General features: G+C 61.4%; 11 protein-coding genes. 5 read left to right on the forward strand and 6 right to left on the reverse strand.

What is annotated here, in order from left to right; all coding sequences use genetic code 11:
* Positions 1-6 precede the first annotated feature (6 nt).
* Positions 7-1,278 carry an SAM-dependent methyltransferase gene (locus tag BLP10_RS09955; protein ID WP_091133883.1) on the reverse strand — a complete coding sequence of 424 codons (1,272 nt, stop codon included), beginning with the start codon at positions 1,276-1,278 and terminating at the stop codon, positions 7-9.
* 195 nt (positions 1,279-1,473) lie between these two features.
* Here BLP10_RS09955 and BLP10_RS09960 point away from each other — a divergent pair, with 195 nt between their 5' ends.
* A complete protein-coding gene (locus tag BLP10_RS09960) occupies positions 1,474-2,355 on the forward strand; it encodes a manganese catalase (protein WP_091133885.1) in 882 nt (293 codons plus the stop codon).
* 181 nt (positions 2,356-2,536) lie between these two features.
* On the opposite strand, the gene BLP10_RS09965 is transcribed toward BLP10_RS09960, so the two are convergent.
* The gene (locus tag BLP10_RS09965) at positions 2,537-4,912 is read right to left on the reverse strand and encodes an ATP-dependent helicase (RefSeq protein WP_091133887.1); all 2,376 of its coding nucleotides are present in this window, start codon (positions 4,910-4,912) and stop codon (positions 2,537-2,539) included.
* Positions 4,913-5,060: 148 nt separating this feature from the next.
* Between BLP10_RS09965 and BLP10_RS09970 the strand changes: the two genes are divergently transcribed.
* Positions 5,061-5,333, forward strand: coding sequence for a tol-pal system YbgF family protein (locus BLP10_RS09970; protein WP_091133888.1), 273 nt, complete (start codon positions 5,061-5,063; stop codon positions 5,331-5,333).
* Here the strand turns inward: BLP10_RS09970 and BLP10_RS09975 are convergent.
* The gene (locus tag BLP10_RS09975) at positions 5,330-5,872 is read right to left on the reverse strand and encodes a thioesterase family protein (protein WP_175493858.1); all 543 of its coding nucleotides are present in this window, start codon (positions 5,870-5,872) and stop codon (positions 5,330-5,332) included. The two genes, BLP10_RS09970 and BLP10_RS09975, sit on opposite strands and share 4 nt — an antisense overlap.
* Before the next feature lie 183 nt (positions 5,873-6,055).
* Between BLP10_RS09975 and BLP10_RS09980 the strand changes: the two genes are divergently transcribed.
* Positions 6,056-7,471, forward strand: a complete 1,416-nt coding sequence (locus tag BLP10_RS09980) for an FAD-binding oxidoreductase (RefSeq protein ID WP_091133891.1) — start codon at positions 6,056-6,058, stop codon at positions 7,469-7,471.
* Positions 7,472-7,553: 82 nt separating this feature from the next.
* Positions 7,554-11,129, forward strand: a complete 3,576-nt coding sequence (locus BLP10_RS09985; protein ID WP_091133893.1) for an AsmA family protein — start codon at positions 7,554-7,556, stop codon at positions 11,127-11,129.
* Positions 11,130-11,144: 15 nt separating this feature from the next.
* Here BLP10_RS09985 and BLP10_RS09990 read toward each other — a convergent pair whose 3' ends face one another.
* The 3 genes from BLP10_RS09990 to fumC are packed head-to-tail and all read right to left on the reverse strand — an operon-like array spanning position 11,145 to position 12,955.
* Entirely contained in the window at positions 11,145-11,360 is a 216-nt protein-coding gene (locus BLP10_RS09990) for a ribbon-helix-helix domain-containing protein (protein WP_091133895.1), read from the reverse strand.
* Entirely contained in the window at positions 11,361-11,549 is a 189-nt protein-coding gene (locus BLP10_RS09995) for a DUF4169 family protein (protein ID WP_091133897.1), read from the reverse strand. It abuts the gene before it with no gap.
* Positions 11,550-11,563: 14 nt separating this feature from the next.
* The gene (gene fumC / locus BLP10_RS10000; RefSeq protein WP_091133899.1) at positions 11,564-12,955 is read right to left on the reverse strand and encodes a class II fumarate hydratase; all 1,392 of its coding nucleotides are present in this window, start codon (positions 12,953-12,955) and stop codon (positions 11,564-11,566) included.
* Positions 12,956-13,044: 89 nt separating this feature from the next.
* Here fumC and BLP10_RS10005 point away from each other — a divergent pair, with 89 nt between their 5' ends.
* Positions 13,045-14,442, forward strand: coding sequence for a cytochrome P450 (locus BLP10_RS10005; protein WP_091133901.1), 1,398 nt, complete (start codon positions 13,045-13,047; stop codon positions 14,440-14,442).
* The last annotated feature ends 391 nt before the right edge of the window (positions 14,443-14,833 follow it).

Consider the following 14,833-nt stretch of genomic DNA (forward strand, 5'->3'; position numbering starts at 1 on the left):
CGGCTCCTAAGCCGGCATCAACTCTCTTGCCGGTTCGAGGATCTTGAGACGTTCCGCCTCTATGGATTTGTAGTGACGCTGCAGATCCGTGATGTAATCGCGCACGATGGGCGCAGCATCACGCTTGCGGGCAAGCTGCATGTGGAAGACGAGTTGGCTGCCCGTAGTGAACATCGTCTCTGCGCTGATTAGATAAAATTCGAACATCCGGCAGAAACGCTCATCGTACATGGCGGCGATCTTCTCCCGATTGGCCTCGAAGCGCTTGTGCCAGTGGTTCAACGTCTTGGCATAATGGACGCGGAGGAACTCGAGGTCCGTCACCCAGAGAGAATTCTGCTCGGTCACCGGAAAGACCTCCGACAGGGCAGGGGAATAGGCGCCAGGGAAGATGTACTTGCGCAGCCATGGGCTTGCAGTGCCAGGCGGGCTCATCTTGCCGATGGAGTGCAGCACCATCAATCCGTCATCATCGAGCAGCGCATTGATCTTGGCAAAGAACTCTCCGTAATGATGAACGCCCACATGCTCGAACATGCCCACCGACACGATGCGGTCGAAGCGCCGGTCGACCTTGCGGTAATCGAGCAACTCAAAGCGCACGCGATGCGATAGGCCAGCGCGCCGTGCTTTCTCGTTCGACAATTCATATTGCTCTTTAGAGAGCGTGACGCCCGTAACATCCACATCTTCCATGGCAGCAAGGTAGAGCGCGAGATCGCCCCAGCCGCTGCCAATGTCGAGAATTTTCAGTCCAGGCTTGAGCTGCAGCTTCGCGGCGATGAGACGCAGCTTGTTCTGCTGCGCCTCTTCCAGCGTATCGTCCTCGTTGACGAAGTAGGCGCAGGAATACTGCATCCCCTTGTCGAGAAAGAGCCGGTAGAAATCGTTCCCGAGATCGTAGTGATGCGCCACGTTTTGTTGCGCCTTGCCGACCGGGTTGGCTTGCTGAAAGCGTTTCACGGTACGCGAAACGCGCTTCAGCACGCTCTGCAGCGGGTAATTCGCCAGGGTCGAGCGGTTCATTGAGAACAGGTTGAGAAAATCGCGCAGGCTCGAGCCGTCCTCGAAGCTCATGCGCCCGTCCATATAGGCCTCGCCTGCGTGAAGCTCGGGATTCAGGAAGAGCTTGTGGTATAGCGACTTGTCCGTCAGCCGCATTGTTACGCTGGGACCTGGCTTCTCACCACCGAAGACATGCACGCCGCCCTCGGCATCTACCACCTTCAAAGTACCTGCGCGGATGAAGGATTTGAGCATATGGGACAGGGGAAACATCTAAGCCTCATCGGTCGCATCGAAGATGCAGGATAGTTCCACAGTTACGGGCAGGTGACCAGAGGGTTAGATCAGAGCCTCTCTAATGTAGAGGTTATCCTGAGAAGTCGGGGAACAACCGTGAATCGCTCTTGTTGAAAGGCAGTCGTGTGCCGGGCTGAGTAGCCCTTCAAATTCAACATCAAGGAGCAGCCGATGTTCTTCCGTCAACGGCAACTGGCTTATCACGCCAAGCCGGAAAGACCCGATCCGCTTTTCGCTAAGATGCTTCAGGAGGCTCTCGGGGGACAATGGGGTGAGATGAGCGTGATGATGACTTATCTCTTCCAGGGCTGGAACTGCCGCGGTTCGCAGAAGTACAAGGATATGATCATGGATATCGGGACCGAGGAGATCGGTCACGTCGAGATGCTCGCCACCATGATCGCGCGTCTGCTCGAAACCTCGCCTGTCGACCAGCAGGAGGAGATGGCAAAGAATTCCGTGATCGGGGCCGTCATGGGCGGCGCCCGTGTCGAAGACGCTATCGTCGCCGGCATGAACCCTCAGCACTACATCGTAGCCGGATTAGGCTCCAGGCCAACGGACAGTACCGGTAATCCCTGGTCGGCAACTTACATCATAGCAAGCGGCAATCTGCTGGCGGATTTCCGGTTCAATGTGACGGCTGAGAGCCAAGGCCGGCTGCAGGTTGCCCGTCTCTACAATATGACGAACGATAAGGGCGTGCGCGATATGCTCTCCTATATGCTCGCGCGCGATACGATGCACCAGAATCAATGGCTTGCCGCAATCGAAGAACTCAAGGCGGATGGTCTGGAGGACACACCAGTGCCCTCGAATTTCCCGCAAGAGCTTGAGAAGGGCGAAGTCGCCTATCAGTTCCTCAACCACTCGGAAGGCATGGAAAGCCAGGAAGGCCGCTGGGCCAAAGGCCCTTCGCCGGATGGGAAGGGCGAATTCACTTACGTGGATCGTCCTCCTGCCTTCACGGAAGACGAAGGCAAGCTCAATCCGGTCGATCCGAGAACCTACGGCACACCACCTATGCCGGTTCCGCCGTCCGCGGCTGAGTGATCATCCAGTCTGATGGCCGGGCTCGACCCGGCCATTTCCATCTTCTTCCCTCACACAAGCCCTCATTCCAAAGAGCGTAGCATCCGAGAGATGAAAGCACCTCTCGTGCTCTCTGGATGACACTTCGAGGCGCCGCTTGCAGCAGCTCCGAGGAAGGTATTGGTATGATGAAGTGCTCTGCCTAGCCCAGCGCCTCGACGAAGCTGTCGAGCACCATTTTGCGCCCGGCCTTGTCGAACTCCACCGTGAGTTTGTTGCCGTCGACGGCCTCGATGGTGCCGGGTCCAAACTTCGTGTGCAGCACGCGTCCTCCGACGGCAAAGCCTGACGTGCCGGTGGACTTCGCCACCAGCTCGCCTTCGATCATCATTGGGCCGCGACGCTCGCCTGACCGCCGCGCCGAATAGCCGCCATCTTCCGTATTAGCGCGATGCGCCTGTGCGCGCTGCCAGCCAGGCGTCTGATAGGACGAGCCGCTGAAGGGCTGCATGCGGTCGAAGCGTGAACCACCGTAACCGCCGCCATAGGAGAAATTCGCTGGGGCTTCCACGATCTCCACATGGCCTTCCGGCAGGTCGTCGATGAAACGGCTGGGAACGGTCGAGTTCCACAGGCCATGGATACGCCGGTTGGAGGCGAAGTAGATTTTCGCACGACGCTTCGCGCGGGTAAGGCCCACATGAGCGAGGCGGCGCTCTTCCTCCAACCCGGCACGGCCGCTTTCATCCAAGGCGCGCTGATTGGGGAAAAGCCCTTCCTCCCAGCCAGGCAGGAATACCGTGTCGAACTCCAGACCTTTTGCAGCGTGGAGGGTCATCAGGCTCACGCGCTCGATGGTGTCCGTCTCGTTCGCTTCCATCACGAGAGAGACATGCTCCAGGAAGCTCTGCAGATCTGGGAACTCTTCCATGGAGCGTACAAGCTCCTTGAGGTTTTCCAGGCGGCCTGCCGCATCGGCGGATTTTTCTTTCTGCCACATGTCGGTGTAGCCGGATTCTTCCAGCACTGCCTGCGCGACTTCCGATTGAGACATGGTTTCGGAGAGCTTCGACCAACGCCCGAAGGAAATGAGCAGGTCGCGCAAGGTCGCGCGCGGCTTGGGCTTCAGCTCGTCGGTCTCGACGATGAAACGCGCCGCTTCCACCAATGGCACGCGGGCCGCGCGGGCATGATTGTGCAGGACTTGGATCGTCGCATCACCAAGGCCACGCTTGGGCACGTTGACGATACGCTCAAACGCAAGATCGTCGGCAGGCTGATTGACGACGCGCAGGTAGGCCAGGGCATCACGAATTTCCGCGCGCTCATAGAAGCGTGGGCCGCCGATGACACGATAAGGAACGCCGAGTTGCACGAGCCGGTCTTCGATCTCGCGCATTTGAGCCGAGATGCGGACCAGAATAGCGACTTCCGAGAGCGGATGTTTCTTGGCTTGAAGAGCCTCGATTTCCTCACCGATGAGGCGTGCCTCCTCCTCCGAGTCCCAGGCGCCGGTAATCGACACCTTCTCGCCAAGCTCGTCTTCCGTGTGAAGAGTTTTTCCGAGACGGCCCTGGTTCTTGGCGATCAGAACGGAGGCTGCGGAGAGGATATGGCCGGTAGAGCGATAGTTCCGCTCAAGCCGGATCACGGTAGCGCCGGGGAAGTCGTGCTCGAAGCGAAGGATGTTGTCCACTTCCGCGCCGCGCCAGCCATAGATCGACTGATCGTCGTCGCCCACGCAGCACAGGTTCTTGCGCTTCTGCGCGAGCAGGCGCAGCCAGAGATACTGCGCGACGTTGGTGTCCTGATATTCGTCCACCAGCATGTAGCGGAACCGTTCCTGATACTGCTCAAGAATATCCGGATGCTCCCGCCACAGGCGGAGACATTCGAGCAGCAGGTCTCCAAAGTCGACCGCATTCAAGACCTTCAGGCGTTCCTGATAGGCACGGTAAAGCCTGCCGCCCTTGCCGTTGGCAAAGGCTCCCGCTTCTCCGGCGGCCACCTGATCGGGCCCGAGGCCGCGGTTCTTCCAGCCGTCGATGAGACCGGCGAGCTGGCGCGCCGGCCAACGCTTCTCGTCGATGCCCTCGGCCTCGATCACCTGCTTCATCAGGCGTAGCTGGTCATCGGTGCCGAGAATGGTGAAATCGGAGCGCAGGCCGACAAGCTCCGCATGACGCCGCAGGATCTTGGTGCCGATGGAGTGAAAGGTCCCGAGCCATTGCATGCCCTCGGCCACTTCGCCGATGGCGCGGCCGATGCGCTCGCGCATCTCTCGGGCGGCCTTGTTGGTGAAGGTTACCGCCAAGATCTGTGACGGCCAGGCTTTACCGGTGGCGATCAGATGGGCGATGCGGGTGGTGAGCACCCGGGTCTTGCCGGTGCCGGCGCCGGCGAGCACGAGGACCGGCCCCTCGGTCGCTTCCACGGCAGCGCGCTGCTCTGGGTTCAAGCCGTTCAGATAAGCGAGTTGGGGCGCAACCGCAGCACGGGCGCGGGCGCTTAGGGAACCGGCGGATGGCTGGTGCGCCAGATCGTCTTGAGGATCGGGGCTGTTATCAGGCTGATTCATCGGCGGGACCATGGATCAAAAGGCGAACGGCGTCGAGCCCGGAAATGCCGATTTTCATGAGGTTAGACGGGCGGCTCAAGGCTCGTCGATATTGTCGGAAACGGCTCTCATCGCCATATGGGGATGACAGGTCCGAAAGGAATGTCCCATGCGTTTGCTTGTCACGGCTGCCATTTGCCTTGGCCTTATCCTGCCGCTCGCTGCGGAGGCTCAGACTTCACGATTGCCGAGCAAAAGCCGGTCCGAGCGCCAAGTGGAGGACATCAACCGCAATATCGAGCAGAACCAGCGCCTGAACGATGTTCAGCGGCAGATCCAGACGGAGCAGAACCAGCTCAGGCAGGATATCGACCGGCAGAGGCTGTTCTCCAATACGCCATCGCCGTTCCGCAATTGCCCTGTGGGCGCGGCAGGATGCTAATGCCGAGTGCCTAGGGCAAGAAGGCTCTCGTGCTTCTCCAGTTTTTCCGGAATACCGATGATCCGTCCTATGTCCGACGGCCTTTTGAGGCGTGCATGGGCAGCCTTCATCACGGCGAGATTGGCAGCGATATCGTCAGGGAAGGGGGAGACCTTCCGGGTTTCCATGTTCACATGGAGAGACAGCCCCTCCATGGTTGCGGCGACCCAGCCTTCAACCGCGTGTCGGATTTCCAAGTAATAGTGGATACGCTTCTCGTCGTAGTCGATGAGCTGAAGGGTGACGCGAACCTGATCGCGTAGCTTAAGTTCCCGCTTATAGAGGGTGTGGATCTCGGCGGCGAAGAAGGAGCCCTTGCGCTCCTCGGTATATTCGCGCCCCAAGCCGACGACGCTAAACCCCTCTTCTACTGTGCGGTCAAACAGCACGTGATAATAGGCCATATTCATATGACCGTTATGGTCGATCCAGGCCGGCTCGATCCGCATCGTGGACGATACGAACGGAGCGAAGAAGAACACCGGAGCCTTCTTCTCCATGATCAGTTCTTTCCCTCGAAGCCGATCACAATCGTCACCTTTCTGGAAAACAGGAATTGAATGTTAGCACATATCCTGTCGCGATCCATGGGCATATTGGCCCAATTATTCTCTGAAGTATTGCGTTAAAGCCCATTTTGGTAGGTATGGATAACGAATACCGCAATCGGAACCGCTACCAAGATGAACGCCATTCTCTCGCCCAGCCGCCCCAAGCCTTCGGAAGCCACCATCTCGGACCTGACGACGGAACTCTCCAGGCGCTTTGGGGATCGGGTCTCAACCTCGGCTGCTATACGCGAGCAGCATGGCCATACGCTTACTTGGGTTAAAAATCAGCCACCGGATATTGTGTTCTATGCGCGCACGACAGAGGAAGTGTCCGAGATCGTGAAGCTTTGCGCTGAAAAGCGTGTTCCGATCGTTCCATTTGGCACAGGCACTTCGCTCGAAGGCCACATCAACGCACCCGACGGCGGTGTTTGCATCGATCTGAGCCTCATGAAGCGGATCATCGCCGTTCATGAAGAGGACCTAGACTGCGTGGTCGAGGCGGGTGTCACCCGTAAGGAGCTGAACGAGCATTTGCGCGACAAAGGCTTGTTCTTCCCCATCGATCCGGGAGCGGACGCCTCCATCGGCGGCATGGTCGCTACGCGCGCCTCGGGCACCAACGCGGTACGCTACGGCACGATGAAGGACGTGGTGCTCTCGCTCACCGTCGTGCTGCCGACCGGTGAAATCGTGAAGACCTCAAGCCGCGCCAGGAAAAGCTCCGCCGGCTATGATCTCACCCGCCTGATGATTGGCTCTGAGGGGACCCTCGGCATCGTGACCGAGATCACGCTCAAGCTGAACGGCATTCCGGAAGCCATATCGGCCGGAATTTGCCCGTTCCCTACGGTCAAGGCGGCTTGCGATGCGGTAATCCTCACCATTCAGTCCGGCATTCCGATGGCCCGCATCGAGTTGCTGGACGAAGTGCAAGTGAAGGCGGTGAACCTTCATTCGAAGCTCGATCTTCCCGAGAGTCCCTTGTTGCTGCTGGAATTCCACGGCTCGGAAGCAGGTGTGCAGGAGCAGGCCGAGCGTTTTGGCGAGATTGCGGCAGAGTTCACCGACAAGCCTTTCGTATGGGCCACGAAGCCTGAGGAACGCTCGCGCCTGTGGCAGGCGCGGCACGATGCCTATTGGGCAGCACGCGGCCTGCGTCCCGGGGCGCAGTCCGTCGCTACGGATGTCTGTGTGCCGATTTCTCGCCTTGCTGAGTGCGTGGCCGAAACGAAGCGGGACATCCTCGAGAGCGGCATGATTGCCCCCATCGTAGGGCATGTGGGGGACGGCAATTTTCACGTTCAGCCGCTCGTGAATGCCGATGACCCTGCGGAAGTGGCGGCTTGCGAGGCCTTCGTGGATCGTCTCGTGAAGCGGGCCGTTGCCATGGAGGGGACCTGCACCGGCGAGCACGGCGTAGGGCAAAAAAAGATGAAGTACTTGGAAATTGAACACGGAGCAGATGCGCTGAACCTCATGCGTGTCTTGAAACGGGCCATGGACCCTCACAACATCATGAATCCTGGTAAGATCGTTGCACTTTGACGGTGGAAGAAGCGCCCGATGCGCTCCCGATCTCACGATCCATGGTCTAAAGAGCTAAAGTGAAACGGAGAAGAAGAACCTCTTGCGCGATATCCTGACGATCATCGCAGGCGTTGTGATCCTGATCCTGGCGATTGCCGTGGCAGTGCCTCCTCTCCTGAATTGGGAGGATTACCGCGACACCATTGACGGGATGATCGCGCGCGCGTCGGGTACGGAAGCCCGCACGACGGGGAACATCTCCATTCGCTTGCTGCCCGAGCCGAGGATCATCCTTGACCGGCTGCAACTGGGCGGCAAGACGCCGGATTCCCCTACGCTGACTGCCGACAACGTTCTGGCCGAGATCGCGCTTACGCCGCTTCTGCGCCAAGAGGTTCGCTTTACCGAGACCCGGATCGGCAGGGCCGATATCCGCGTTCCCGTGTCCGGCAAGGGAGATTGGCGCCTGCCGCCCGACCTTGTCTCGGGCAGTGGGCGCAGCCGTGAATGGGCGATCGAGAGCCTCCGTATAGGCCAGCTTCTCGTCACCACCCAGGCAACGACTACAGGCCATACGAACCAGGCTTTTGCGGAAAACGTCCAGATCGAAGGCCAGAAGCTCATTGGTCCCTGGCGGGTTGAGGGCACCACGTCAGGCGTGCCTTTCCGCTTGGTCACGGGAGAACTCGCCGAGGATAAGAGCGTGCAGGTCAAGCTCTCGGGCGGTGGCGACATCTACCCGCGCTTCGATCTCGATGCCCGCGTCGCACTGGACGATCCAGCAGCCGGGACCAATGTCCCGAGCGTTTCCGGAAAGGCCAAGGTGCTCTTTGGCCCCCCTGCGCAGATCGCCGCTGCCGGAATTCCCATCCCCATCGCTGTCGAATCCGAATTCAAGACAGCTGATGGCGCAGTAGCCCTGAGCTCCGTCACGTTGGAGGCCGGCGAAGGCGGTGCGAGCCTGCGCATGGCGGGCGAAGGCAGCATCGGCATCGCCGATCCGCGCATTGCCTTGAAGCTCGAAGGAAGACGGCTCGATGCCGACAGCTTCATCCTGTCCTCGAACGGAAGGGACTTCGCGTCGCGCCTCAAGGAGTGGTCGCTTCCCCCGATTACGATTCCGATCGATCTCGACCTTAAGATCGACAGTATCGGACTTGGCCAGGAAGATCTGACCGGTGCCAATCTTCGCCTGTCCCTCGACCGCGGAAAAGCGCGGCTGGAGCGTGTGGAGTTCAATGCGCCTGGCGAAACGCGTGTGGCCGTGGAAGGCGAGCTCGGTCTCACCCAGGGTGGCATCGAAGGCAAGGTGGCGCTGGCCTCGAACGCTTCGGATCGCCTCGCGCGCTATCTCGACCGTATCAAGATCCGCTCGCCGTTTCTCGACGTTCTCGATGGGCGGCCCGTCGAGGCCTCGTCCGACGTGGTATTCAACAATCCGGTTCTGTCTCTCAATCGGATGCGCCTGAAGATCGGCGATGCAGTGACGACAGGCAATCTGCGCTATACCGCGCCAGAGGCCGACGAGCGCGGCAAGCTGGAAGCACAGGTTGCGATCCAGAACCTGAACCTCGATCACCTGCCGCAGGTTTCCAGCGTGTTCGAGGCTACGCAGAATGTGGATGTGGGGTTCATCCTCGAGGCGCGCGGCGTCAGCGCGGGTAAGAGTTCAGCTACCGGTCGCATCACGGCGCGCATCCTCTCCGACGGTCAGGCGCTGCTCGTGGAGAATCTCGATATCGTAGATCTTGCAGGCGCCAACGCACGGGTAAGCGGACGTATCGCGCCCGACGGTTCGGGGAGCATCAACGGCAGGGTTACGGCACAGCGTGCTGCTCCCCTTGTCGATCTGATCGGCAGCGTATGGATCGGCGGCGTTTCCAGGCTTGTGCCGTACTTCATTCGAGAAGGCGCGCTCAACGTGCAGGTGGGAACCGAGCGCGTTGCTCCGCCGCCCGGCTCGACCGAGGTGCGCCTGCGCACGATGATGAAAGGGACGGCTGCGGGTGGCAGCATCGAAGGCAGTGTGGATTCCGTCGATGGACGTACCGAGAGTCTCAATCTCACGCTTGCAACGGAGAACACGGGCCGCTGGGTGAACCGTACCAACATGGCTGGGCTCAATCGTCCTTCCAGGGTCGATCTGCGCGGCACCCGGGTCGGGTCGGGTCAGTTCAACGTAACCTTCGCGGGCAATGTCGCAGGCGCGCAGATAACGACCTTGAGGCCCTTCGCTCTCAGCGCGAGTGATGATGTGGTGGATAGCGGCGAGGCGGAGTTCGTCACGGCCGACGTCACCCCATTCCTGCTGCTCTTGGGAGATGGCGCGGGCGTGAAGCCACCTGTTCCGGTGAAGGCGCGTGTGACTTTGGGGCGTGAGCGCGATGCAAGTCGTCTGGATGTGACGGGCGCGGTTGCGGGCAACGCCGTTCAGGCTGGCCTCAACATCCGCTCGCGCTCGGAGATCGGCGGCGAGATTTCCCTCGACAGGCTTTCACTGCCATGGCTGTCGGCAGCTCTTGCGCTCAACGTGCCCGGCGATCCGAACGCCACTGCCATCTGGTCCAACGCCACGTTTGGGCAGAGCGGGCGCCTCGTGAGCGGCGGACAGGTAATGTTCCGGGTCGGCACGCTCGATCTGGGACGCGGCATCCAGAGCACGCGCGCGAGCTTTACTGTCGAGGCGCAGTCGGACGGCATTTCGATCCGCAATCTCGATGCCAGTATCGGCACCGGACGCCTGACGGGTTCCACGACCATCACGCGCGAGGGCGCCAAGGCGACGGTCGTCGGCGAGGGTGCAATCGATAGCGTTCCACTCTGGGCTCTGGCTGGCTCGTCGCCCATTGAGGCCGTTCTGTCCGGCAATCTCAAGTTCGGCACGGCAGGCGAGAGCATGTCGCAACTCGTGTCGGCGCTGGGAGGGGCGGGTGAGTGGAGGATCACGAAGCTGCGCATCCCAGCCGCCGACCCCGCCGTATTCGATCGCGCCCTCAAGAAGGCCTTGGCTGAGAACGAGCCGCTCGTTGAAGGCAAGGCGGAAGCCATCATCAATGAGGAGCTGGCGCGCGCTGCTCTCACGGCGCAGACGGTCACCACATCCGCCGCTCTTGTCGGCGGTTCTCTGCGGCTTTCGCCTTTCGTGATGGATGGCGGGCCATCCATATGGCAGGGCGCTGTGACGTTCGATCTCAACACACTTGCACTCGATGCGCGCGGATCGCTTGTGTCCAAGACGTCACCGGCTGGTTGGTCGGGCGCTACTCCGTCCATAGGGTTGAACTGGCGTGGCTCGATTGCCGCTCCGGCACGTGAACTCGATGCGGGACCATTCCGGAACGGGCTTGCTGCCATCGTGCTCAAGCGCGAACTCGAAAAGATCGAGGCCTTCGAGCGCGCTGCTGCGGAACGCCAGCGCCAGATTCAGGCGCAGCAGGAGGCCGAGCGTCAGCGCATGAAGGCTGCTGCGGAAGAGGCTGCGCGTCAGGCAAAAGCAAGGGCCGAGGCCGAGAAGGCTCGTCTCGAAGCGGAGCGCCTGCAATCGGAGCAGCAGCAGCGGCCGGACGAAGAGGAGCCGGCATCGGCACCTACGCCATTTCAGATGACTTTGCCACCGCTGAATCCGCAGGTTGAAGTCGGCGCTCCGCCGCGCATTCACGGCTCTCCCGACCGTTAAGGCTTCCGTTCAAAGTCAGCGGTTGCGCAGGTCCATCAACACGAATACGCGGATCGCCGACGAGAGGTTCTGCTCACCGCGTTCCGCATCGATGCGTCCGATCAAGGCTTGAATGGAGAGCTTTTCGCGCTCTGCGATCTCGCGCAGGATCTGCCAGAAGGGCTCTTCGAGGGAGATGCTGGTGCGGTGACCGGCAATCGAGACGGAGCGTTTGACGATGCCGGCGCCCATTCAAGGCTTCTCGTTGTCGTCGCGCTTGTGAGCGTCGATACGGCGCTGAGCGAGATCACGCTCTGCCTTCGTCAGTTCCTTCTCGGCCTTGGTGCGGCCGAATGTGACGCGGTTCTGGTCGGCGCGGGCCTCTTTCTCGGCCCGCGCCTTGTTCTTGCGAGCCTGGCGCAGATTGATGATCTCGGCCATGGCGCGATTATCGCTTATTCGCCCGGCTGAAGCATCGTCTCGGGACGAACGACGGCATCGAAGTCCTCGGACGAAACGCCGGCCTTGAGGGCCTCTTCCTTCAGCGTCGTGCCGTTCTTGTGCGCGGACTTCGCGATGGCGGCGGCCTGATCGTAGCCGATCTTCGGGGCCAGCGCCGTCACGAGCATGAGCGAACGTTCCATCAGCTCCTTGAGGCGCTCCCGGTTCGGCTCGATGCCGACGACGCAGTTGTCGGTGAAGCTGACCGCGCCGTCCGCGAGCAGGCGGATCGACTGCAGCACGGCATTCACGATCACCGGCTTGAACACGTTGAGCTCGAAATGGCCCTGGCTGCCGGCGAAGGTCACCGTGGTTTGGTTGCCTGCCACCTGGCAGCACAGCATGGTCATGGCTTCGGCCTGGGTGGGGTTCACCTTGCCGGGCATGATCGAGGAACCGGGCTCGTTCTCCGGCAGGGAGATCTCGCCGATGCCGGAACGCGGGCCGGAGCCCATGAGGCGGATGTCGTTGGCGATCTTGAATAGGCCCGCCGCGAGGCTCGCCAGCGCGCCATGGGTGAAGACGAGGGCGTCTTTCGAGGCCAGAGCCTCGAACTTGTTCGCTGCCGAAGTGAAGGGGAGAGCCGTGAGCTCCATGACCTTCGCGGCAAAGCGGTCCGCGAACTCGGGATGCGCGTTGAGGCCGGTGCCGACGGCGGTGCCGCCCTGGGCCAGCGCATAGATGCCGGGAAGGGTCGCCTCGATGCGGGCGATGCCGAGCCGGACCTGAGCGGCATAGCCGGAGAATTCCTGGCCGAGGGTGACCGGAGTCGCGTCCTGCAGATGCGTACGGCCGATCTTTACGAGGTCCTTGAAGGCTTCCTGCTTCTCTTCAAGGGCCTTCAGCAGATGCCTCAGGGCAGGGAGCAGGCGATCGTTGATCTCGCGCGCCACGGCGATGTGCATGGCGGTCGGGAACGAGTCGTTGGACGACTGGCCCATATTGACGTGATCGTTCGGGTGAACCGGCTTCTTGCTGCCGCGCTCGCCGCCGAGGCGCTCGATGGCGAGGTTCGAGAGCACCTCGTTCATGTTCATGTTGGATTGGGTGCCCGAGCCGGTCTGGTAGACCACGAGCGGGAATTGATCGTCATACTTGCCCTGCACCACGTCGGCGGCGGCCGATGCGATGGCGTCGGCAAGCTTCGGGTCCAGCTTGCCCAGATCCTTGTTCACCAGCGCGGCGGCCTGCTTCACCATGGCCAAGCCATGGACGAGGGGGAGCGGCATCCGGTCCGTGCCGATGCGGAAATTCTGGAGCGAGCGCTGCGTCTGGGCACCCCAGAGCTTGTCGGCGGGAACTTCGATGGGGCCGAAGGTATCTGTTTCGGTACGGGTGAGCGACATCCTGACCTCTTTCGATGGAGTTGGGTGTTCTTATCTCAAACTCAGGCTCCCGCAACAGCCAAGGCCGCATACGAGCGTTGTAAATTCGGATGACCGATACCCTGGATACCCCCCTTTTTCGCCCTCCGGCCCCCAAGCCCCTGCAGGAGCCGCCGGGGCTGCTCGCGTTCCTGCTGGCCCTTCGCCGGAACCCGCTGACGACCTGGACCGAGCGGCATTTCAGCGAGCCCATCATTTCGGGCAGCGGGGCTCTGGGGCGGATCACGGTGGTGAACGATCCGGACGTCATCCGCCACATCTTCGTCGACAATGCCGCCAATTACCGGAAGGACGACCTGCAGCTCCGGGTTCTCGCCCCCGGTCTGGGGAAGGGCCTGCTGACTGCGGAGGGCGAGGAGTGGAAGCTCCAGCGCCGCACGATCGCGCCTCTGTTCCCGCCGCGTGTCGTGTCCGGGTTCTTCCCGGCCATGGTCGAGTCCGCCGAGCGCCTCGTGCGCCGCTGGCAGCGGCGCCCTGAGGGCAGGGAGGTCGACATCTCCCTCGAGATGACCCGCGTCACCCTCGACGTGCTGGAGCGGACGATCTTCTCGAAGGGCGTGGCCCGCGACCCGGATGCCCTGGGGCGTGCCATCACCCGCTATTTCGAAGGCTTGGGACGCATCGACCCGGTCGATATCTTCGGCTTGCCGGATTGGGTGCCCCGCATCGGACGCTGGCGGGCGCGACCGGCCATCCGCTTCTTCGAGGAGCTTGTGAACGAACTGATCCGGGACCGGAAGGCCTTGCTGGAGCGGGGCGAGGCTGCGCCGCGCGATCTTCTGACCTTGCTTCTGGAAGCAGCCGATCCGGAAACCGGCAAGGGACTCAGCGACCTGGAGGTGGCCGCCAACATCGTCACCTTCATCGGCGCCGGTCACGAGACCACGGCCAATGCCTTGTCCTGGGCGATCTACCTGATCTCGCAGGACGAGCGTGTCCGTGCGCGGATCGAGCGGGAGGTGGACGAGGTTTTGGGCGCGGGGGCCTTCGAGCCGCAGCATGTCGAGCGGCTTGTCTATACCCGGGCCGTTCTGGATGAGGCGATGCGCCTCTACCCGCCGGCTCCTTTCCTGAGCCGAGCCGCCATCGCGGACGATCGGATCGGCGATCTCACGATCGAGGCAGGCACTGTGGTCACCATCGCGCCTTATGTGCTCCATCGCCACCGCACGCTCTGGGACGAGCCCGACGCCTTCAGGCCCGAGCGCTTCCTGCCGGAGGAGAAGGCGAAAATCGACAAGTTCGCCTATCTGCCTTTCGGCGCAGGACCCCGCGTCTGCATCGGAGCTACTTTCGCGCTACAGGAGGCCGTGATCGTACTGGCCACCATCGTCCGGGCCGTTCGCCTCGACCTCAAGGAGGGCCACAAGGTGACGCCGCTCCATCGCATCACGCTGAGACCTCATGAGGGGCTGCCGATGAGGCTGACTTATCGCCGGGAGAGTTGAGCCAGAGGGAGTGAGCGTTAGGGAAGCGCCGCTTGGGCTACTCTTGTCTGTCAAAGAGCATGCGGGAATGGCCTCGCGAGCTTGTTGCTCCGAGGGTGATGGTCGAGGGAGGGCGCGAGGAGGCGTCCGGCTCGTGTGTCTAATGTGTGAAGAACCTGACGGCTCCTCGCGCACGGTTCTTTTAGGCGTACACCGCATCTTGCAGCGATGGGCCTCCCGGCCCGGCTTGCGAGGCCTGACCCAGGACCGCTCCCGGCTCCACAATCACGACGCCTCGCGAGCGCGCCCCTCGGTGAGCCAGGACATCCCAAGATATAGCCAAGGTTAGGATCATTGTCAAGAACAAAGTGAGAACATAACATCCGCTGCTGTGCTTGGGTAAGGCGCGTGT

Source organism: Microvirga guangxiensis, assembly GCF_900102135.1.
GTDB lineage: Bacteria > Pseudomonadota > Alphaproteobacteria > Rhizobiales > Beijerinckiaceae > Microvirga > Microvirga guangxiensis.

Coding starts and splice junctions, on each gene's coding strand:
- BLP10_RS09955 (WP_091133883.1), bottom strand. CDS start 1,278: ATGTTTCCCCTGTCCCATATGCTCAAATCCTTCATCCGCGCAGGTACT.
- BLP10_RS09960 (WP_091133885.1), top strand. CDS start 1,474: ATGTTCTTCCGTCAACGGCAACTGGCTTATCACGCCAAGCCGGAAAGA.
- BLP10_RS09965 (WP_091133887.1), bottom strand. CDS start 4,912: ATGAATCAGCCTGATAACAGCCCCGATCCTCAAGACGATCTGGCGCAC.
- BLP10_RS09970 (WP_091133888.1), top strand. CDS start 5,061: ATGCGTTTGCTTGTCACGGCTGCCATTTGCCTTGGCCTTATCCTGCCG.
- BLP10_RS09975 (WP_175493858.1), bottom strand. CDS start 5,872: ATGGAGAAGAAGGCTCCGGTGTTCTTCTTCGCTCCGTTCGTATCGTCC.
- BLP10_RS09980 (WP_091133891.1), top strand. CDS start 6,056: ATGAACGCCATTCTCTCGCCCAGCCGCCCCAAGCCTTCGGAAGCCACC.
- BLP10_RS09990 (WP_091133895.1), bottom strand. CDS start 11,360: ATGGGCGCCGGCATCGTCAAACGCTCCGTCTCGATTGCCGGTCACCGC.
- BLP10_RS09995 (WP_091133897.1), bottom strand. CDS start 11,549: ATGGCCGAGATCATCAATCTGCGCCAGGCTCGCAAGAACAAGGCGCGG.
- fumC (WP_091133899.1), bottom strand. CDS start 12,955: ATGTCGCTCACCCGTACCGAAACAGATACCTTCGGCCCCATCGAAGTT.
- BLP10_RS10005 (WP_091133901.1), top strand. CDS start 13,045: ATGACCGATACCCTGGATACCCCCCTTTTTCGCCCTCCGGCCCCCAAG.